Genomic DNA, 20,940 nt, shown 5'->3' with positions numbered 1-20,940 from the left:
ATCAACATAAACAATATGTTACGTACATTCATTGAACGACCAGTACTATCTACCGTAATATCGGTAATTATAGTCATACTGGGTATCCTGGGCCTTACAACCTTGCCCATATCAGAATACCCCGATATAGCACCGCCTACCGTGCAGGTATCCGCATCATACCAGGGCGCTAATGCCGAAGTGGTAATGAAAAGTGTTATCGTACCGCTCGAAGAGCAAATTAACGGCGTGGAAAACATGACCTACATGACCTCTACTGCAAGTAATGACGGCAGCGCTGTTATCACTGTTTATTTTAAACAAGGCACCGACCCCGACCTGGCGGCGGTAAATGTGCAGAACAGGGTGTCAAAAGCCACCAGTTTGCTCCCTGCCGAGGTTACCAAGGCGGGCGTTACCACCAGTAAACGGCAAAGCAGCATGGTGATGGTATTTTCCCTTTCGAGCGATAATAAAAGTTACGACGAGAAATTTTTGCAAAACTACGCCAACATTAACGTGCTGCCGCAGATCAAGCGTATCAGCGGTGTAGGTGACGCGTCCTCATTTGGCATACAGGATTACTCCATGCGTATTTGGTTAAAGCCTGATGTAATGGCCACTTACGGCCTTGTACCGGATGATGTGAACAGTGCCCTGGCCGAGCAAAATATTGAGGCCGCGCCGGGTAAAGTAGGAGAGAACGATAATCAGTCGTTCCAGTACGTATTAAAGTACAAAGGCAGGCTTACCAGCGTGCCCGAGTTTGAAAACATTGTGATCCGCTCATCAACCAAGGGGCAGCTGTTGCGCCTGAAAGATATAGCGCGGATTGAGCTTGGCGCGCAAAGTTACGCCAATGCTACTACCATGAATGGCAAACCTGCGGTAGCTATAGCCATTTATCAAACCGCGGGTTCAAATGCGCATGAGTTAATTAAAAACTGCGAGCAGACTATTGAGGCCGCGTCGAAAACGTTCCCCGCGGGCATTAGTTATACTTCCCTTTTTAGTGTTAATGACTTTTTAGATGCTTCGATAGAAAAAGTTGTGCACACCCTGATTGAAGCATTTGTATTGGTGTTTATCGTAGTGTTCGTATTCCTTCAGGATTTCCGTTCCACACTGATCCCGGCTATCGCGGTGCCTGTGGCTATTGTGGGTACTTTTTTCTTTCTGCAACTGTTTGGTTTTACCATTAACCTGCTCACCCTGTTTGCTATGGTGCTGGCTATCGGTATAGTGGTGGATGATGCCATTGTGGTAGTTGAGGCCGTGCACGCTAAGCTCGATCATGGGGCTAAATCGGCAAAAGCGGCTACAATCAGCGCCATGAATGATATCAGCGGGGCAATCGTATCTATCACTTTGGTAATGGCTGCCGTGTTTATCCCGGTTACGTTCATTACCGGTTCAACCGGGGTGTTTTATAAACAGTTTGGTTTAACGCTTGCTGTCGCGATTTTTATATCAGCAGTAAACGCTTTAACATTAAGCCCGGCATTGTGCGCGCTGTTATTGAAACCGCATCCCGAAGGTGAGCATCATAAAACAGGCCTGTTACAAAGGTTTTATACAGCCTTTAATACCAGTTTTGATACAATTACCCGCAAGTACAAAAAATCTGTAAGCTTTCTTGCGGCCAAAAAATGGCTCTCCATTGCCGGCATTGCGGTTTTTGGGCTGATATTCTGGTTCCTGTTAAAAACAACGCCATCGGGCTTTGTGCCTAATGAAGATCAGGGTTTTATTATTGGTGATATCTCATTGCCGCCAGCCGCATCACTGGAGCGTACGACCGAAGTTATCGACAAGGTATCAGGTATGGTAAGGTCCCTGCCCGAAGTGGAATCGACTATCCGGGTTGCCGGCCAGGGCATACTGAGCGGCGCGGGTGGTTCATATGGCTTAATCATGGTTAAGCTGAAACCCTGGGACAAACGTACGGCCAAAGGATCTGATGTGAACACCGTTATCGGTAAACTATTTGGCATGACAGCCGGAATTAAAGGTGCTACCGTCCTGTTCTTTGCTCCGCCAACCTTACAGGGCTTTGGTAACAGCAGCGGCTTCGAGTTCCAGGTGCAGGACAAAACCGGCGGCGACATTGTGAAATTTGCCGAAATAAACGGTAAGTTCCTGGGCGCATTAAACCAGCGTCCCGAAATTCAATATGCTTCTACGTTTTTCAATACCAACTTCCCACAGTTTTTGGTTGATGTTAACGTGGCTAAATGTAAGGATGCCGGTATTACTGTAAATTCGGTATTAAGTGCCTTACAGGGATATTTTGGCGGTGTTTATGCCTCCAACTTTAATGAGTTTGGCAAGCAATACCGTGTAATGATCCAGGCCGATGCCGCTTACAGGGGTACTACCGGCAGCCTGAACAATATGTATGTACGGAATGCCAATAATACCATGGCGCCTATATCAGAGTTTGTTACGCTGAAAAAGGTTTACGGCCCTGAATCAGTTAACCGTTTTAACCTGTTTACTTCTATTTCGGTAAACGGCGCTCCGAAACCGGGCTTCAGTACGGGCGATGCCATTAAAGCCATACAGGAAGTAGGCGCAAAAACATTGCCTGCCGGTTATGGGTTCGAGTTTTCGGGCCTTACCCGCGAGGAGATTGCCAGCGGTAGCCAAACTATTTTTATTTTCCTGCTGTGTTTGGTGTTTGTGTACTTCTTATTAAGTGCACAGTACGAGAGTTATATCCTGCCATTTGCAGTATTGCTATCACTGCCCATAGGTTTGGCCGGCGCGTTTATTTTCGCTAAGATCTTCGGTATCCAAAACAATATTTATTTGCAGATCACCCTCATTATGCTCATCGGTCTGTTAGCCAAAAACGCCATCCTGATAGTTGAGTTTGCGGTAGCCCGCAGGCGAAACGGCGAAAGCATTGTGCAGGCCGCTATTGATGGTTCGGTTGCCCGTTTAAGACCTATTCTGATGACATCTTTCGCATTTATACTGGGTTTAGTCCCGCTAATGATTGCATCAGGAGCAGGAGCCGAAGGTAACCGCTCGATAGGTACAGGCGCTGTAGGCGGGATGCTGATCGGTACCATATTCGGTGTATTTGTGATCCCGGTACTGTTCATCATCTTCCAGTCGCTCCAGGAACGCATAAGCGGTAAACCTGCCGGGAAAGAAATAGAGATTGAAACCGAAACGGTAGCCTGACCGCAAAATTTTTAAGAACAATAAATAAGCAAAAAAATGATCCATTCATATAAACGGCAAATATTGGCCACGCTGGCAGCAACGGCGGTATTCGCCTCATGTGTTACTAAAAAATACCAGCAGCCGGTAGTAAATACCGATAAGCTATATCGCGATACAACTATCAGCGATACCACATCAATGGCCAGCATGCCGGTAAGCCAGCTATTTTCTGATACCGTTCTGGTAAACCTGATCCAGGAAGGGCTACGTGAAAACCTCGATTTAAAAACTGCCGTACAGCGCATTAATGAGGCCCAGGCAACATTTAACCAAAGCAAGGCGGCATTTTTGCCAAGCCTGGAAGGGAGCGGAACCGTTACAAGGGCAAAAACATCAGCAGCAAGCTTAAATTTTCCGCCGGAGTTTGCCAACTCGTTCAACCTGAAAACAACCACTTACCAGGCGGCGTTAAGTACCAGTTGGGAAGCTGATATCTGGGGTAAATTAAGCAGTTCGAAAAGAGCGGCGCTGGCGTCATTGCTGCAAAGTGACGCGGCAAAAAGAGCGGTTCAAACCCAGCTGATAGCCGATATTGCAAACGCTTATTATAACCTGCTGGCGCTTGATGAGCAATTGGCTATCACTCAGCAAACGCTTACTATACGGGTAAAAGATGTAGAGACCGTGAAAGCCCTGAAGGAAGGTGCTGTTGTAAACGGCGCGGCGGTTGTACAAAGCGAAGCTAACCGTTATGCCGCCGAGGTTACCATACCCGATCTTAAACAAAGCATCCGCGAAGCCGAGAATGCATTAAGCATTTTACTGGCAAGGGTCCCGGGCACTATCAAACGTACAACGCTAAGCGAGCAGAAACCCGTAGCCGACCTGAAAACGGGCATCCCATCCCAACTCTTAAAAAACCGCCCGGATGTGCAGGAGGCTGAGTTTGCCTTCAGGAGCGCGTTTGAGAACACCAACCTGGCACGTACTTATTTTTATCCGCAGCTTACCATTACCGGGCAGGCCGGTTTATCAACCCTGCAGCTGAAGAACTTTTTTGATCATTCCATATTTTACAACTTTGTTGGCGGCATTACCCAGCCCATTTTTAACAAAGGTCAAAACCGGGCGCGTTTAAGAACAGCGCAAGCCCAGCAACAGGAAGCTTATTATGCTTATCAAAAATCATTACTCACGGCGGGGCAGGAGGTAACCAATGCGTTGTTCTCCTACCAAAACGCCATTGAAAAACAAGGCTCAAGGGTTAAACAGTTGCAGGCGCTTGAAAAATCGGTTGATTATACCAAGGAGTTGCTGCGTTACAGCTCGGCAACTAACTATACCGATGTTTTAACTTCAGAACAAAACTTACTTGCTGCCCAGTTAAGCGGTGTTAACGATCATTTGCAGGAATTGCAAGCCATAGTTAACCTTTACCGCGCTTTAGGGGGCGGCTGGAAATAGACGGAATAACCTCCCTGTTAATCAAGAAGCCCGGTTTGCAATTGAGCTGCCGGGCTTTTTTTATAGCCAGTGGTGATTTTGACATATTTTGAAGTTGTTTAAACATTTATTATCTATGTCAACTAATTGATTTTTGTAAAGCCTGTTATCATACAATCATCTAAACCAAATTGATAATTTAATTATGGTTAATTATTTATTAATGAATAAATTAAAGTAAATTTTGCTTGTGATTGAGAGGTTAAAACATGGGAAGTAAAGAACGGATATTGCGGCAAAAGGATGATACCCGCCGAAAGATACTGGACGCTGCGTTGGATATGATCAAGTGTGAGGGATGTGATGCGTTAAGTATGCGGAAACTTGCCGAGCATATCGAGTACACGGCTCCCGCTATTTACGAATATTTTGAAAGCAAGGAAGCTTTGTACACCGAGCTTGCCCGCAAGGGACACCTGAAACTGGCAGCTATGGTGAAGTTGGCAAAAGAGGCACATACAGACGCCATTGAACAGATGGAGGCTATGTGGTTGGCTTACTGGAACTTTGCGATTGCCTATAAGGAGCTTTACCAGTTGATGTTTGCCGTTGGTACAGGTTGCAGCCCGGTAGAAAACCGGATAGCGGAAGCATTGGTTTTTCCGGAGATGGTTTCTGAAGTGATCCGTACGCTATACGCGCCCCGCGAAGTAAGTGACGAAGAGGTTCAAAAAAGATATTACACCTACTGGGCCGTAATTCACGGGTTGATAGCCATTAACATGATCCAGCTCACACGGGATGAAAAAATGAACCAGGAGATCCTGATCGGCGCTATAAGAGGGATCACCGCGTTGATAACTACCTAAGCTATGATTGATAAGGAGCGGGTTTTAAACGGGAGCGAAGCGCTTTTTCTTGAAGCGGGAATAAAAAGCGTTACTATGGATGATATTGCCCGGCATTTGGGGATCTCCAAAAAAACAATTTACCAGCATTTCAGGGACAAAAACGAGCTTGTTACCGCCCTTGTAAAAAAGCGGCTGGCCGATGATGAGGCAATGCTTTGCTCAATTATTAGTGACACCGGTAATATGATGGATGAGATGGTTGAGCTCACCAAATGTACAGGCGAGATCTTTTCGAGGGTAAATCCCGCTGTTTTGTTCGATCTGCAAAAGTACCATCATGAAGGCTGGATGTTATACCTGAAATTTAAAACAGGCTTCATGGTAAATATTATCGGGAAGCTTTTAAAAAAGGGTATCGATCAAGGGTATGTCCGTTCCGAAATTGATACCAGAATAATTGCCATTATGCGGGTTAACCAGATTGAACTTGGTTTTAACGCCTCCGTATATCCTCATGCCGAATTTAATTTATGGGATGTCCAGCTGCAGCTTTTAAACCATCTTAACTATGGCGTTTGTACGTTAAAAGGTATCGCCGTTTTAAATAATGCCGACTGATAGTTACCGTTGAGGCCTTATGGTCCGGATACTATTTTCGCCTGCAATAATTGCCCTGCCGGCCATTTGGTAAAATAAAGAGTGTTCAACAACACCCGGTATCATTTTAACCAGGGTATTTAATTTAACGGGTTCGGGCAGTTCAGTAAATTGTATATCGATCAGCATATTACCATTATCTGATATCAAAGCCCCATCTTTTTGCGTGCTCATACGCTGGGTAAGTGTAGCCTGGGGAAATAGGATTGCCAGTTTTGCCAGTACAATTTGTAAGGCCTGGGGTAATATCTCTATAACCAGCGGATATGTAGCGTTAAGTTGGGCTGAGAATTTTCCCTCATCGCCCAGCAAAATAAATTCATGCGCCATTGAGGCAAGGATCTTTTCGGTAGTATGGATGCCGCCGCCACTTTTCAGTGCGTTTAGTTCGCTGTCAAACTGGTCGCAGCCATCAAAATAGATATCGAGGTTATTAAGCAACGCAGGCGACTGAATGCGCAACTCATGTTTGCTTAACAACTGGGTTGTTTTGAATGATGATGAGGTAAACATTAAGGAAGCCGCAAGCTTACGATCCTGGGCTAACATATTAACCAAATGAGCTATGGTGCTCCCGGCTCCCAAACCAATAGTCTGATTGGGGGTAATCAAGGTTAAAGCGGCTTTAGCTGCTTCCAGTTTATAATCCGTCATGGCGCTAAGATACAGCACCCGCCGCTAATAACCTTTGTTAATTTACTCTTTTAGTCGTCTATGCCCTCCCACAAATGACTATGTGCTGTTGATATGATATGCTTTTTCATGTTATTGTTTATTTGATGATTTTAACCGTCTTTAATAATGAAGACGAATCAAAACCGGGAACATTTTAAAACAGCATAAATTTTTTTGAATCTGTTAGGATGGTATTATCGCATATCAAAATACACCACGTAAGTATTAAAACCTGGTTATAAAAACAGGGTTAGCAGATGCGACGCTAATTTTGCCCTCAGTATTTTTAAAGAATTATTTACCTGCTTTCTAACAGTTAAGGGGCTTATCTCCAATATTTCGGCAATTTCGTTGTGCGACAGGTTTGAATCCCTGCTTAACTCAAATATCAGTTTCATTTTTGGGGGTAAAGAGCTTACTTCGGCCTTAATCAGGGCAATAAGTTCTTTATTTCTTAAATTTTCATCCGTTGTAGATTCGCAGGTTTCCTCAAAGTTAATTAACGAAGTGATGTAGTTGGCTTTTACTTTCTCGTGCTTAAAAACATTTAAAACCTTGTTCCGTACAGCGGTACATAAATAAGCCTGCAAACTACCTTTAATATCAATTGATGTTCTTTGGTCCCATAAATGGATAAAAAGCTCCTGTAAAAGATCTTTAACGGTATCTCTGTCCGGCAATCTTTTATACGCATGCTGATATAACGCTCCGTAATAGCGCGAATGAATCGCCGTAAAAGCAGATATGTCATCTTGCCTTAACAGCGTTATCAAATCGTCGTCACTATATTTACCGTACAAAGCCATTAAAGTTTACATTGATTATAATTTGCAAGCGATATTTATTGATTGCTGACCATTGAGGTCCGGGATAAACGAATCGCCTCAAACGGGCCCCCTGTTTATCTATCGTATAACTGTTGTTACAAATTAAGAGGACTCGAGTGATTTTAAGCGCTAAAGTTCTACGCAACCGTTTGCGTTAATTTAGAAGAATCAGCTTTAACAAAAAGGTTCTTGTCCTCAATGCAAGCACTATATCGCTTTAACCCGCTGATTAAGAACGCTATTTTTAACTGATTGGTAAAGATTTTACCGCCGGGGTAATTAATACAGGCTTTCGATACCAACACTTCGCTGTTATAAAATTCAAAAAACATATTTATGAGCCTTGTTGCGATAAACAAACGTTTGCGTTGAACTTATTTGTGATAAATTCTTATATCTGAAAGCATTAACGATCTTGATCCGGCGACTTGAAATAGCTGAATATAAGCCAGGTGTTCAATAAGCTTTCTTACAATAATAGCAGGTGATACCTTCCCCCAATCTATGATCTGGTAAATTATTTTCAATTTTTTTATTTTCATCTACTCCCTCCCCCCGGTAGTAGTTGTATATGGGGTAATAAGGATGATATATCCTTTAACGATTATGCAACCACAAGACATCGAAGATTTAATAGAACGGTATAACAGCGGCATGACTACTCCGGCAGAGAACGCTTTGGTTGAAAGCTGGTATTTAAAATACAAGCACGGCGATCCTTATTTGTCGCAGGAGCAATTGGAAGAAGATCAGAAAGAGAGCCTTGATAATCTGCTGAATGAAATACAGGGAAGGACAAACAGGATGCGATTATCGCCTTGGGCAATAGCTGCTTCAATACTTTTTTTTATGGCTGTAGGGGGATACTTTTTTAGCATTAATAATAATTCCCGCCGGCAAATAGCTGTAGTTAAGTCTCAAAAACAGGATGTGGCCCCGGGCGGAAACAAAGCCATATTAACATTAGGCGATGGAAGCACTATTGTATTAAATGGTGCAAAGATTGGAAAACTCGCACGTCAGGGTAACATCGTTATAAAAAAAGCCGCCGACGGCCAAATTAGTTATAGGGATGTTGTTGTGGACTTCCATCCGTCAAAGAACATTATATATAACACCGCCACTACGCCGCAAGGCGGGCAGTATCAATTTATTTTGGCCGATGGTACTAAAGTATGGTTAAACGCATCGTCATCAATAAAATACCCGGTAGTTTTTAATGGTAACGAACGTAGGGTAGAACTTACCGGCGAAGCCTATTTTGAAGTTGCACACAATGCCAAAAAGCCGTTCAAAGTTATTTCAAACGGGCAAACCGTAGAAGTATTAGGAACCCATTTCAACATCAATGCTTACAATGATGAGCAGGCTGTTAAAACTACCCTGCTCGAAGGCAGTGTAAAAGTATCGGCCGGGAAAGTGAGTAATATCATTAAACCGGGCCAGCAGGCAAGGTTTGACCACGGCCTGATCGATGTTATGAATGTAGATGCGGATGAAGTGGTGGCCTGGAAAAACGGATTTTTCTTTTTTGAAGACAATAATATTCAGGAAGTAATGCGGCAGCTTTCGCGCTGGTATGGTGTGGAGATCAAATATGAAGGGCAATTACCATCACGGCGGTTTTCGGGCGAAATTTCCAGGAACGTCAATCTTTCACAAATACTGGATATTCTGAGTTTTAAGCAAATACATTACAAAATAGATGGGAAAACAATTATTGTAATGAATTAACACCTGTAATTAACCAATTATTCACCTAAAAAGACGAGAACCATATGGAAAAATAAATACACATCCGGCCTTCAAAATTTAGGCCCATCCCCACAAGGTTAACTCAAAAAAAACGCATCCCGAGGGCAATCGGAATGCGGTTAAATATTGAGTTAACCCTCCCCGCAAAACGGGAATATGTTTAGTGTCTCTAACTATCTGTTAACCCAACTCAGCAAAAGTATGAAATTAAATGCTTTTTTAATGGCCATGCGTTGTCCGTGGCCGCGCAAAATGTTATTAGTTATGAAATTGACTACCTTGGTCATGTTAGTTGCCCTTCTTGAATGTAGCGCAAAAGTGTATAGTCAAAAAATTAACCTGGATGAAACAAATTCCTCACTGAAAAAAGTACTTAACCGGATAAATAAACAAACAGGATATGTGTTTTTTTATGATTCAAAAGATGTACAGAATAAAAGTGTAACCATTCATCTGAAAGATGCCTCAATAGACGAGGCTTTAAAGGAATGCCTTAAAAATCGGTCCTTAACTTATAAAAAGGTTAATAACAACATTGTTCTTCAGCAAATTGAAAAGGCTGCTGATAATGTAGTTACCAGCTTAAATGTAAGCCCGGTTAAGATAAGCGGGCAGGTATTTGATAACAAAAATATACCGCTGGCCGGCGTGACTATTTCAGTAAAGGGAAGTCAAGCCATCACAATATCCGACGCCAGTGGTAAATTCAACATAGAGGTTCCGGATGGGAACGCAACACTTGTTTTTTCATTTGTTGGCTATATGAAAAAAGAATTGCAGGTTACTCCTGGTACACCCATGCTGGTAAAGATGGAAGCCGATGTAAGCGGGCTCAGCGAAATAGTTGTGGTTGCCTATGGTACGCAGAAAAAAGAAAACCTGACAGGTGCAATAGGTGTAATTAAATCATCTGCACTTGAAAACCGCCCTACATCTTCCCCAGCCAATTTGTTGCAAGGTCTGTCACCGGGCGTTACCGTTACTACGCAGGGTAGCTATCCCGGCGCAAGCGCTAATATTAAAATCAGGGAATCCTCTACCTGGCAGGGCGGAACAGACCCGCTATACGTGATAGACGGTTTTGTAAGGGATGCAACAACATTTGCCACCATTAACCCGGCCGATATCGATAATATCAGTATCCTGAAAGATGCCGCATCAACCGCGATTTATGGTATCAGGGGCGGTAACGGTGTTGTTTTGATTACAACAAAACATGGCGTAGCTAATAAAACCTTTATATCCTACAATGCATCATATACAATGAATAACCGTGAAATTACACCACGGAGAATGAACGCTTTTGATGCTTATACTTTTGCCAATGAGGCATTTGCCCAAAAAGGTTTGCCGGCAAACGATCCAAGCTACTATACGCCTGATGAATTAGATTATTTCAAAACACATTCGTACGATTGGTTAAAAGATACCTGGCGTAATCCATGGAACACTTCACATAACTTAGCCGTAAGCGGTGGTTCGCAAGCAGCCAGGTACTACATCTCGGCAGGTTATTTCCAGCAGGAAGGGGCAACCTCAAATTCCTTCCGTAAATATAATTTAACAGCAAAAGTGGATGGACAAATTTCTGAGCGGTGGAGCTATAATTTAAATATCCAAAGCGAATGGAATAACGGCAGCCGTCCGTTTTGGGCCTATGATTATGGGGATTTCAATTTGTCGAACATGTACAACAGGTTGTTAATGGTAAATCCCGGCCGGCCGTCTTTTATTAATGGCCTTCCTGTTGGCAACTTTGATAATACCAATACCGCCAACCTGGCAAAGGGAAATGGTGGCTACACCAAGCCGTCGGGTAACAATATCACCCCGGTTTTTCAATTGAAATATGATATCCCCGGCATAACCGGACTATCAGCAAAGGGTACTTTCGCTTACAATACCACTAATAATTACACCAAAGCATGGCGTAATGCACCTTACATTTATTATTTCCAAACCGGTGGAGACCATAACCACATCGTTACCGATAAATTGGATTTAACACGATCAGGAGGCTATCAGATATTAGACCAAGCCCAGATTTCCGGAATTGGTGCACCTACAGAATTGCAGGAGTCATATTCGCAGTCATCTAATTACCAACTGGATTTGATGTTGAATTATGACCGATCTTTTGGCCTTCATAATATCAGCGCGTTTGCCGGCTATGAACAATCGGCATACAGGGGCCATTATTCAACCATTTGGGATGACAATTACAGTAACCCTAACTATCAGCAAATTAACGGTGGCTCAACCAATAGCACCGACTGGTACATCAGGGGCGATCAGAACCAGCCTACAGGCTTTGCTTCCTATTTTGGCAGGGTCGATTACAATTACGCCTCAAAATATTTGCTTGGCTTTACCATGAGGGCCGACGGTTCTTATATTTTCCCGTCAAATAAGCGTTGGGGATATTTCCCGGCCGTTTCAGCAGGCTGGAATATCGCCAATGAAAACTTCTTTGCAAATTATACTAAAGTCCTTGATGTTTTGAAGCTGCGTTTTTCTTACGGTATAACCGGTACAGATAATACCGCTCCATGGCAGTGGCAACAAACCTACAACTTTAACGCAAACTCAGGTATTTATATAGGATCCGGGCTTCCGCCTTCAACAACGTTGGGTTCAACTATCAACCCTAATATCACATGGGAAAAAAATCATAACTACAACCTGGGTTTAGACTTTGGCATGCCAAAAAGAATCCTTACCGGAACTGTTGATTTATGGTACAAAAAAACCACCGATATCCTTGGCGCACGTGTGGCATCAGTCCCAAGCACGGTTGGAGCAAGCTTGCCTGCAGTTAATTATGGAATAGCATCGGCACGGGGTATTGAGCTATCTCTTAGTCACGAACGGCACATCAATGACTTTTTCTATCGTGTGTCTGGCAACTGGTCATATTCTGCCAACAAATATCTGAAGGTTGACCAGGCTGCATCGGTTCGTGGTTACCAGAACCTGATCGGACAACCCATTAACGGGGTTATATGGGGTTATGTATCCGACGGAATTATCAGAACCCAGCAGGACGTAGATAATATTTTAAAAGCTAACGGCCCTAATTTCACCATATTTGGTAGCAAGCCACAGCCCGGGATGTTGATGTACAAAGATATCAGGGGCCCGCTGGGTACCGATTCGCCCGATGGGAAAATTGACGGGAACGACCAGCAAATCATTTCAAAAAACGGGGTACCCCGTGTTAATTATGGCTTCAACTTCACATTTGGCTGGAAAGGGCTTAACCTCACTGCTGTATTTGCCGGTTTGGGTCGTTACGACATTATGCCTACCGATGTTTACTACAGACGGCCTTTGCCTGGCAATGATAATTTAACCATCTGGAAAAATGCATGGACTCCGCAAACAGCCTCTAGTGCCACGATGCCAAGTCCTATCATGACCGACTGGCAAGGCACAAGCAATAGCGAGGTGTCATCTACATTCTGGTTAAAAAATGGCGCTTTCCTGCGGTTAAAGTCCTTAATTGTTGACTACAGTTTGCCGGCAAGCTTGTTGGCGAAAATAAAAGTTAAAGCTGTGAAAGTTTATTTCAGCGGCGAAAACCTGTATCAATGGAACCATGTAAGCGATTGGGACCCTGAACTGGGCGGCGATTTCAGAATGTACCCGGTATTAAGAGGGTTTACCTGCGGGCTTAATGTAACACTTTAAACATTAAATTATTAGATCATGAAACTTAAATTCAATATACTATTCGTTTTATTGGGGATGATTGCTTTAACAATATCCTGTAAAAAGGTATTTGATGTTGATCATCCGGGAGGCCCAATTACGCCGGAGCAGGAATGGGGCAGTCCTGATTTTGTAAAAGGATATGTAACCGACTTCTATAATATTTTACCTTCCTGGAACAGGAACGAAGAACTGGCCGGCGAGGCTTATTCTGGCGGCAGTGGCGGCAATGGGCTTAACTCTTTTCTTAAAGGCACCTATACAAGCCAAAGCGGTTATCCCGACAGGGTTTGGGACTGGGGAAGGGTAAGGTCTATCAATAACTTTTTTGCGAATATTGATAAAAGTAAATCTGCTCTATCTGATGCTGATTATAAAAGCCTGAAAGGCCAGGCATACTTCTTCCGCGCATATTTATACTACAGGATGGTAAAGGTATTAGGAGGAGTGCCGATCATTACCGCGGTTCAGGACCCAACGGCCGACATAAATACTTTACTGGTAAAAAGGAATTCATCACTTGAGTGTTTTGATTTTATTGGCAAACAGTTGGATAGCGCAATTAATTTATTGCCGGCTACCTGGGGCTCAAATGATATTGGCCGGGTTACCAAAGGCGCGGCTATGGCAGTAAAAGGCGAAGCCCTGTTATTAAAAGCAAGCCCCCTGTTTTGCAAAACACCTAATGCCACTTATTGGAACGACGCTTATAGTGCTTTGTTGACTGCTAAAACTGAGTTAGACGCTGATGGTTATGGCTTATATGCCGATAATACTGCAAAACCAAATGAAAACATGTGGTATGATAAGGCAGGGGCTGCTAAGGAAATGGTTTTGAGCTTACGTTATCATTATCCCGAAAAAACAAATGGCTTTCAACAGGGGCAAAGGCCTTTAACTGAAACCTCTGGCGCTGCAGGCTCCTGCGATCCAACCTGGGAAATGGTGCAGGCCTATCCCATGAAAAATGGTCTCCCAATTTCCGACCCGGCTTCGGGATATGACCCTGCAGAGTTTTGGAAGGACAGGGATCCGCGCTTCTATCAAACAATTGTGTATAATGGCGCCAGGTACGACTTTGCGGACATAACACCTCGTGTGCAGTGGATTTTTAACACGATAGCCGGCGATGATGCCTACAAAGCCACACCCAATTATAATATAACTGGTTTTTATTGCCGTAAGGGGATTGATACCACATTGGGTTCAAGCGTTTGGAACCGCCAGGCTTTTGATTGGCCTATCATCAGGTATGCTGAGGTTTTACTTAACCTTGCCGAGGCTGCTAATGAAGTACAACACCCGGCTGAAGCGAGGGCCTATATTATTCAAATCCGCCAAAGGGCCCATGTCACAGCAGGAGCAGGAAATTATGGATTGGCTGCCTCGGTTGGTTCTGATTATCAGGCCACGTTGAACGCTGTTATGACCGAACGGGCGATAGAGTTTGCTTTTGAAGGAAAACGATTTTGGGATTTAAGGCGCAGACGGATGTTTAACGTACTAAATAGCATGGGCACGCTGCATGCTTACGGGCCGTACTTTAACAGCGCGGCTGCATCCTCTCAATATGGTATTGATATTACGCAAAGCAATAGCGGGATTGCTGCACAGCTTTCTAACCTGATAGTTAATTCACCTGCATCGTTTGATCGTAACGCTTTTCTTAAGGCTATTACCAATTACAAATATGAGCCGATAGATCCTGGTGCCACCAGTCAAATCAATATACCCGATGCCTATTATTTCGGTCCTATTGATCCGCAGTATATTTTACAAAACAAAAATCTGCAGCAAAATATAGGATGGGATGGCGGAACATTTAATCCGGTAATACAATAGGTGCCGAATGTGTTTTATTTTTTAAGTGTACTTCCGGTAATGAGACTACCTGAGGTTTAGTTGAAGAGGCGTCCCTGTATGGTGGTACAGGGCGCCCTCTTTTATCATTGATCGGAATGCGGTGCTTAGAAATTGGAAATGCTTTTTAGTTGATTATATATGAGTTTTTATAACATGATAAATAAATTGAACACAGGTTTTTTAGTTCTCCTGGCGTTCAGTATGATGCTGGTAATTCACCCGCAGGCAGATGCACAAACCATAACTTTAAACACAAAGTTTGTTACGCTTAGTATAAACAAACATGGGTTCATTACCAGTATTAAGGATAAATCATCCCATAAAGAATATTGCCCTGCCGGTAAAGTTTCTGCATTGCTTAGTCTGTACAAAGGAGAAAGTTATATACTGCCAGTAGCTGCTGCATTTAATACGCTCAATAAGCGCATAACGCTACACTATCCTAATGGTTCGGTGGCAACGGTACAAACTGATGAAAAAGGGGAGTATGTACGATTGAAACTGGTATCGCTTAAGCCGCGAAACGGGGTTGATAATATCGTTTGGGGGCCTTATAAATTAACTATCTCTAAAACAATAGGAGATATCCTGGGCGTAGTGAGAGATGATGATTTCGCATTTGGCATACTGGGTTTAAATGACAATACCACCGGCGGCCCTCCAACAGGAGGCGATATGTCTTTCATGTATTATTTTATTCATTCGCCTGATCCTCTGAAATACCCCTTGCCTCCAAATCTTAAGGAAGGTCAAACTTTCACAATCGGCGGAGATGGGATAAATGATGTGGCGTTTTATTCACATCCGGAAGAGTATTACCGGATGAATTACGGAAACGGAGCAAGACTTGAACCCGCTTTTGGTTCTACAGTTTGCATGCACTCAAGAGACCGCAGAAAGGAACAAATGATACGCTTCCCGGTGTTACCCGATAATTTGGATGGGAAGGTAAATTCGGCCAGGTACCAGTTGGTGCCGCCGGTAAATGCCGATTTTATCGGATCTTCGGTTGCTTTGCTGGCCTGCCCCGATTCTGTCGGGCTCCGCACTATCGAACAAATAGTTTTAAAGGAAGGGCTGCCGCATCCCGAAATTGATGGTCAATGGATCAAAGACCCTAAAGCATACCGCCCTGACATCGCGTGGCATGGCGCTCATGACAGCCTGATCACCTATGCTCATCAATTAGCCATCAAAGGCGTACAGGACGAAGGATGGGGCGAATATTATCCCAACCCGCAAAATCGCTGGACAAATAGAAAAATAAATTTCAACAACGCGGCTCCCATGAACATTCCGGACTACGGCGCATTGATGAAGAAAAATGGGATCAGGTATGGACTGCATACCCTGTGCGAGTTTCTGCAGCCTGATAATAACAGCGATGTGGCCCCGGTACCAAGCGATAGCCTCGCCATTATGCAGCGCACTTTGATAACCAAAGATCTTACTGATCAGGACACGGTTATAACGGTGGCCGACAGGGCTTATTTCAACGAGTTTGGCGGGTGGGAAGGTAACCATACCAATGTGCTGAAAATAGGGAAGGAGCTTATAGAATACAATGGCATTAGCGAGAGCAAGCCTTACACCTTTTTACATATCAAAAGAGGGCTTTATGGAACAAAAAGAGGTACCTATAGAAAGGGTACCACAATAGTAAAGCTGCAGCCTAACTGCTATCGTGGTTTTGTTCCGGATATGAATTTGCAAAAAGTATATGCAGATTATTATGGCAAGTGGCTAACAGAAGGAGGGATGGATTATATTGATTTTGATGGCCTGGAGAGCTGTATGTACCAGGGGCAAGGGCAGTACTCCTTTAAGCAGTTTTTCAGGAAGTTATTTGATACCTACGCAAAAAATGGAGGTGATTATCTCCGCGTAATGGGGAGCGCGGTTTATGAAGGCAACTGGCATTATATGAGCGTTTGCAATGTTGGCGGCGGCAATAATATGTTTAATCCGGTATTGAACCAATGGGGAATAGAGGGAAAAGATATGCGATATGTTTTTGAGGGCAGTTATTTACCTGCAACATTCGGAATAGTTGATTTGCATAGTGATTGGAGTTTATACGATGCTGAAAACCTGGAAGCCAAATCAATTGGATGGAATGCAACCTACATGCTTGGTTTGAGCCAGCATGCTGTTGAAAATTGCCCGGAAAAGAATAATATTTTCAAGGCATACCGCGCCTGGGAAAATGCCAGGGCATTGAATATTTTCACCAAAACAGTAAAAGAGCGTTTAAAAGATTTAAATTATAAATTTCACCTGGTGCAAAACGGCGAAAAGTCTTTTGTTTTATATCCTGTACGTGAAACCCGCTTTCGTGACCAGCAATACACTATCGAGAAAAATACCTGCCGGTTAAATAATGAATTTGATGCGCAGCCGCTGGATTGTGCGATACGGATATCATCTGCCGAAAAAGACGGATATGCTGACGGGATCAGGATCACTTTTCAGGATGGTACAGAACTTTCAATAGACAAAAAAATTACCAATGGCGAATTTATTATCCTGAAGGATAATACTTGCTATGTAGCGGATAAGAACAGAAAGAAGATCGCTGAAATTCCTACTCAGGGCAATTTGACCCTTCCGCATGGGCTATCATCAATCCAGGTTGGCGCTCTGCATAATAGCAATCAAAAAGTAAATATGGAACTGCTTGTTTCATCTGTAGGACAGGGTATAGCACTTTGATGATTTAACATGAACATTAACAAAAAAAGCTGCCTTTCCGCATTCATAATTTATACATGTTTATTAGGCATTGCCCATGCGCAGGGAGTAAAAAAGCTTATAGCCCCAGATTTTTTAAAAGCTGTGCATGGAAGTATGCATGTAAGCGCTATCCAATATGAGGGTACCAAAGCATTAAATAAATTTGAGTTCGGGAACAATAGCCTCACAACAGACAGTGCCCAGTGGTTGCTTAACTTAACCGCAAAACAGGGTGCAAGCGCCGGGATATTGGATATCACCGCCGATATTAAGTTAAATGAAGGCCATGCAGCTGCCACGGCCCTGGAGGTGTCTTTTGACTTCAGCCGCTGGAGCAGGAAGAATTATGTTATGGTGCCTGCAAGTATGTATAACGGAAACAGGTATCCTGCTATTGGCAACGGGTACAATCCACCCTACGCCAGGGATATGTACTATAACTCCAAAGTACCGCTAACCATTTCAAATAACCCCAGGTTATCCGCAGAACCCGATAAAGCATCGCTGGTGCAGTTACAAACCGGCAACGCGGCAACTCCGGCAATGTGCTTTTTTTCACCATCATTAAAGAAAGGCTTTATCCTGTTGTCCACCCAGCAGACCCAGTTGGGCAATAGTGGCCTTACCATTGCAGAAAATGCAAAACAAGATAGTTGCAGCTTTAGCATTTTGGCACCGGCGGTGCGCAGACTGGCGCCCGGGTTTGGGGATTTTCATGAAAGTGGCGATAAAGCACACGACTGGAAACCCGGCGACCATATAACCATCGCGATGAGGTTATATGTATTTGATGCCGGCAGCATTCCCGATTTGCTTATGAAATTTATGCAGGTACGTAAGGATATAACCGGGCCAAATAGTCCCCGCAATATATTACCTATGAGTAAGTTACTTGCAGTAGGTTCGGCAATATGCAGCGGCAATTTTATACATGTTCCTGCAGGCAATTATTACAAGCCTGAAAATAATGACGATTTTCAGCTGGGTTGGGTGAGCGGAATGATGAATACCTATCCTATGCTGGCGCTTAATAATGCAAAAGAACGTGAGCGGGTGACGGAGGAGATCGACTTTGTCGTGAATAAACTTCAGGGGAAAAGCGGCTTTTTTTACGGTGGAATCGAAGCTAATGGCCGCCTGCTTTTTGAAAAAATGCACCCTGATTTCGCGGAAGGCCAGGCTATGGTACGCAAAAACAGTGACGCTTTATTGTGGCTGATGAAACATCTGTTGCTGTTGAAAGCGCAGGGTTTTGGAAATATAATTAAGCCTGAATGGGAATCGGCAGCAAGAAAACTGGCCGAAGCTTTTACAAATACCTGGAAAAAATACGGCGAATTTGGGCAGTACATTGTGCCCGAAACAGGGCAGATAGCAGTGTTCAACTCTACGGCTGGGGCGATAGCACCCGGCGGATTGGCCATTGCTTCAAATTATTTTAACCACCCGGAGTGGCTTGTAGTAGCCAGGGAAGCGGCAAATTATTATTACCAACGCGATGTGGTAAACCAGGGTCTTACCGGCGGCGACTGCGGGGATATTAGCATGGACGCCAATTCAGAATCGGCATTTGGTTTTTTAGAATCATTGATGGCCTTATACAACGTTACCGGCGATAAAAGCTGGTTGCAAAAAGCTGAGGTAGAAGCGGCGCTTTGCTCAACCTGGGTGTTGTCCTATGATCCTGTTTTTCCATCCGGCAGCCAGATCGCGAAGTTGAACTGCCATATGGCCGGGGCGGTTTGGGCCAGCATTCAAAATAAACATTCGGCTCCGGGTATTTGTGAAGCCTCGGGCGATTACCTGTTCAAATTATACCGTGCTACGGGTAACAAATTATATGCAGATTTAATAAGGGATATTCAACATGCGCACGCCGAAGCAGTAAATATGCCAGGTCATTATACTACCAACAACCTTATCGGATCAAGCATGGAACGGATTCAACCCAGTGATGCCGAAGGCCGTGGCAGTGTTGGCAATTTTATAAACACCCGGAATTCGTGGACGGAAACAAACGGCATGTTAATGGCCATTGAACTGCCCGGAATTTATCTTCAGACAGATAAGGGAAAACTCCTGGTTTTTGATCATGTGGAAGCTGCTGTTTTGAAGAAGGATAAGAAATTGACCACACTGCTGCTGAGCAACAACACCGGGTATGATGCCAACGTAGCCGTTTTTGCAGAAAGCAGTGCCCAGGCTCAGAAGCCGCTTCCGTATACAGCGTTTTTACATTGGCCTAAAGTGATGGTAAAAACAGGACAAAAAGTACAGCTGCAAATCACAGCCGGCAACAAAATTTTGGCCGTTAAAACACTTAACTAAAAACATGACAAACACTGTCGACTCAAAAAAAAGGCGGGACCTGGTAAAGGGGATAGGGCTGCTCGCCATATCATTGCCATTAGGAGTAAAACGCGAACCGAATGCTTTGGCCGGTCCGCATGAAAAGAAACGGGTATTAAGGATAGCACATATTACAGATGTACATATCCGCCCCGAATACAATGCGCCGGAACGTTTCGGGCGCTGCATTGAAGAAATAAAGAAACATAAGGTCGATTTTTTTCTAAACGGAGGTGATTCCATATTCGCTGCCGACTACAATAACATTACCCGTGAACGGGTCAACGAACAGTGGGCGATATGGAAAAACGCCCGTGAAAGATTTAAGGGATATGAAGTATACAGTTGTTTGGGCAATCATGATATGTGGTGGGCTTGCCCTGACAAATCCGACAGCATGTATGGCAAACCGCATGTTATCGCTCAACTTGAAATGCCGGGCCGCTTTTACAGTTTTGAAAAGCATGGGTGGCATTTTATCATTCTCGACAGCAATAATGATAATGCAGGTTCATTAGATGCCGAACAGCGAAAGTGGCTGGAGAACGACCTGGCGTCACTGCGGCGCGGCACCCCCGTTTTGTGTATGAGCCATTACCCGATTTTGGGCGTAAGCACCATAATGGAAGGAGGCAACCATACAGATGCAAGATATATCACTAATTTATTTAATAAACACTGGGACAAAACAATCACTTGTATAAGCGGCCATATCCATTTACTTGATGAGGCCGGTTATGATGGCGTTCGCTACTATTGTAACGGCGCCTTAAGTGGATTTTGGTGGGAAGACGGCGATAGTGATTCGGCGGCTAAATGTTATTACCGCGAAACCCCGCCTGGCTATGCTATATTAGATTTATTTGAAGATGGAAGCGTAAGTAACCGCTATTATCCGCATTCGTTCTGACTGAACAGGTTGC

The 20,940-nt window shown here is 43.8% G+C and carries 12 protein-coding genes; 10 read left to right on the top strand and 2 right to left on the bottom strand.

The features are described from left to right. The first annotated feature begins 15 nt into the window (after window positions 1–15). The 4 genes from IEX80_RS07590 (at window position 16) to IEX80_RS07575 (ending at window position 6,065) form a co-directional block, all read left to right on the top strand. Window positions 16–3,171 (top strand): efflux RND transporter permease subunit, encoded by a 3,156-nt coding sequence (locus IEX80_RS07590; RefSeq protein ID WP_188832542.1) that lies wholly within the window; start codon window positions 16–18, stop codon window positions 3,169–3,171. Window positions 3,172–3,207: 36 nt separating this feature from the next. Next, window positions 3,208–4,617, top strand: a complete 1,410-nt coding sequence (locus tag IEX80_RS07585) for an efflux transporter outer membrane subunit (protein ID WP_188832541.1) — start codon at window positions 3,208–3,210, stop codon at window positions 4,615–4,617. Between the two features lie 248 nt (window positions 4,618–4,865). Next, on the top strand, window positions 4,866–5,465 hold the full coding sequence (locus IEX80_RS07580; RefSeq protein WP_090527202.1) for a TetR/AcrR family transcriptional regulator: 600 nt from the start codon (window positions 4,866–4,868) through the stop codon (window positions 5,463–5,465). Window positions 5,466–5,468: 3 nt separating this feature from the next. After that, window positions 5,469–6,065: a TetR/AcrR family transcriptional regulator gene (locus IEX80_RS07575; protein ID WP_188832540.1), complete on the top strand. Its 597-nt coding sequence runs from the start codon at window positions 5,469–5,471 to the stop codon at window positions 6,063–6,065. A 3-nt stretch (window positions 6,066–6,068) separates the two neighbouring features. On the opposite strand, the gene rpiA is transcribed toward IEX80_RS07575, so the two are convergent. Then, window positions 6,069–6,758 carry a ribose 5-phosphate isomerase A gene (gene rpiA, locus IEX80_RS07570; RefSeq protein ID WP_188832539.1) on the bottom strand — a complete coding sequence of 230 codons (690 nt, stop codon included), beginning with the start codon at window positions 6,756–6,758 and terminating at the stop codon, window positions 6,069–6,071. A gap of 257 nt (window positions 6,759–7,015) precedes the next feature. After that, window positions 7,016–7,585: an RNA polymerase sigma-70 factor gene (locus tag IEX80_RS07565; RefSeq protein WP_090527209.1), complete on the bottom strand. Its 570-nt coding sequence runs from the start codon at window positions 7,583–7,585 to the stop codon at window positions 7,016–7,018. Window positions 7,586–8,212: 627 nt separating this feature from the next. On the opposite strand from IEX80_RS07565, the gene IEX80_RS07560 reads away from it, so the two are divergent. From IEX80_RS07560 to IEX80_RS07535, 6 genes are all read left to right on the top strand, one after another. Then, window positions 8,213–9,340 carry a FecR family protein gene (locus tag IEX80_RS07560; RefSeq protein WP_188832538.1) on the top strand — a complete coding sequence of 376 codons (1,128 nt, stop codon included), beginning with the start codon at window positions 8,213–8,215 and terminating at the stop codon, window positions 9,338–9,340. 306 nt (window positions 9,341–9,646) lie between these two features. Continuing rightward, a complete protein-coding gene (locus IEX80_RS07555) occupies window positions 9,647–13,051 on the top strand; it encodes a SusC/RagA family TonB-linked outer membrane protein (protein ID WP_188832537.1) in 3,405 nt (1,134 codons plus the stop codon). A gap of 18 nt (window positions 13,052–13,069) precedes the next feature. Then, on the top strand, window positions 13,070–14,914 hold the full coding sequence (locus tag IEX80_RS07550) for a RagB/SusD family nutrient uptake outer membrane protein (RefSeq protein WP_188832536.1): 1,845 nt from the start codon (window positions 13,070–13,072) through the stop codon (window positions 14,912–14,914). Between the two features lie 174 nt (window positions 14,915–15,088). Continuing rightward, window positions 15,089–17,647: a hypothetical protein gene (locus IEX80_RS07545; protein ID WP_188832535.1), complete on the top strand. Its 2,559-nt coding sequence runs from the start codon at window positions 15,089–15,091 to the stop codon at window positions 17,645–17,647. A gap of 9 nt (window positions 17,648–17,656) precedes the next feature. Beyond that, the gene (locus IEX80_RS07540; protein WP_188832534.1) at window positions 17,657–19,996 is read left to right on the top strand and encodes a hypothetical protein; all 2,340 of its coding nucleotides are present in this window, start codon (window positions 17,657–17,659) and stop codon (window positions 19,994–19,996) included. 4 nt (window positions 19,997–20,000) lie between these two features. Next, window positions 20,001–20,927, top strand: a complete 927-nt coding sequence (locus IEX80_RS07535; RefSeq protein WP_188832533.1) for a metallophosphoesterase family protein — start codon at window positions 20,001–20,003, stop codon at window positions 20,925–20,927. Window positions 20,928–20,940 lie beyond the last annotated feature (13 nt).

This window comes from Mucilaginibacter rubeus (assembly GCF_014643835.1).
GTDB classification, from domain to species: Bacteria; Bacteroidota; Bacteroidia; order Sphingobacteriales; family Sphingobacteriaceae; genus Mucilaginibacter; species Mucilaginibacter rubeus.
Note: the sequence above shows the minus strand (reverse complement) of the source record. Positions and strands in the feature narration are given on the sequence as shown.

Coding starts and splice junctions, on each gene's coding strand:
- IEX80_RS07545 (WP_188832535.1), top strand. CDS start 15,089: ATGATAAATAAATTGAACACAGGTTTTTTAGTTCTCCTGGCGTTCAGT.
- IEX80_RS07560 (WP_188832538.1), top strand. CDS start 8,213: ATGCAACCACAAGACATCGAAGATTTAATAGAACGGTATAACAGCGGC.
- IEX80_RS07580 (WP_090527202.1), top strand. CDS start 4,866: ATGGGAAGTAAAGAACGGATATTGCGGCAAAAGGATGATACCCGCCGA.
- IEX80_RS07535 (WP_188832533.1), top strand. CDS start 20,001: ATGACAAACACTGTCGACTCAAAAAAAAGGCGGGACCTGGTAAAGGGG.
- IEX80_RS07540 (WP_188832534.1), top strand. CDS start 17,657: ATGAACATTAACAAAAAAAGCTGCCTTTCCGCATTCATAATTTATACA.
- IEX80_RS07585 (WP_188832541.1), top strand. CDS start 3,208: ATGATCCATTCATATAAACGGCAAATATTGGCCACGCTGGCAGCAACG.
- IEX80_RS07565 (WP_090527209.1), bottom strand. CDS start 7,585: ATGGCTTTGTACGGTAAATATAGTGACGACGATTTGATAACGCTGTTA.
- IEX80_RS07590 (WP_188832542.1), top strand. CDS start 16: ATGTTACGTACATTCATTGAACGACCAGTACTATCTACCGTAATATCG.
- IEX80_RS07550 (WP_188832536.1), top strand. CDS start 13,070: ATGAAACTTAAATTCAATATACTATTCGTTTTATTGGGGATGATTGCT.
- rpiA (WP_188832539.1), bottom strand. CDS start 6,758: ATGACGGATTATAAACTGGAAGCAGCTAAAGCCGCTTTAACCTTGATT.
- IEX80_RS07555 (WP_188832537.1), top strand. CDS start 9,647: ATGTTAGTTGCCCTTCTTGAATGTAGCGCAAAAGTGTATAGTCAAAAA.
- IEX80_RS07575 (WP_188832540.1), top strand. CDS start 5,469: ATGATTGATAAGGAGCGGGTTTTAAACGGGAGCGAAGCGCTTTTTCTT.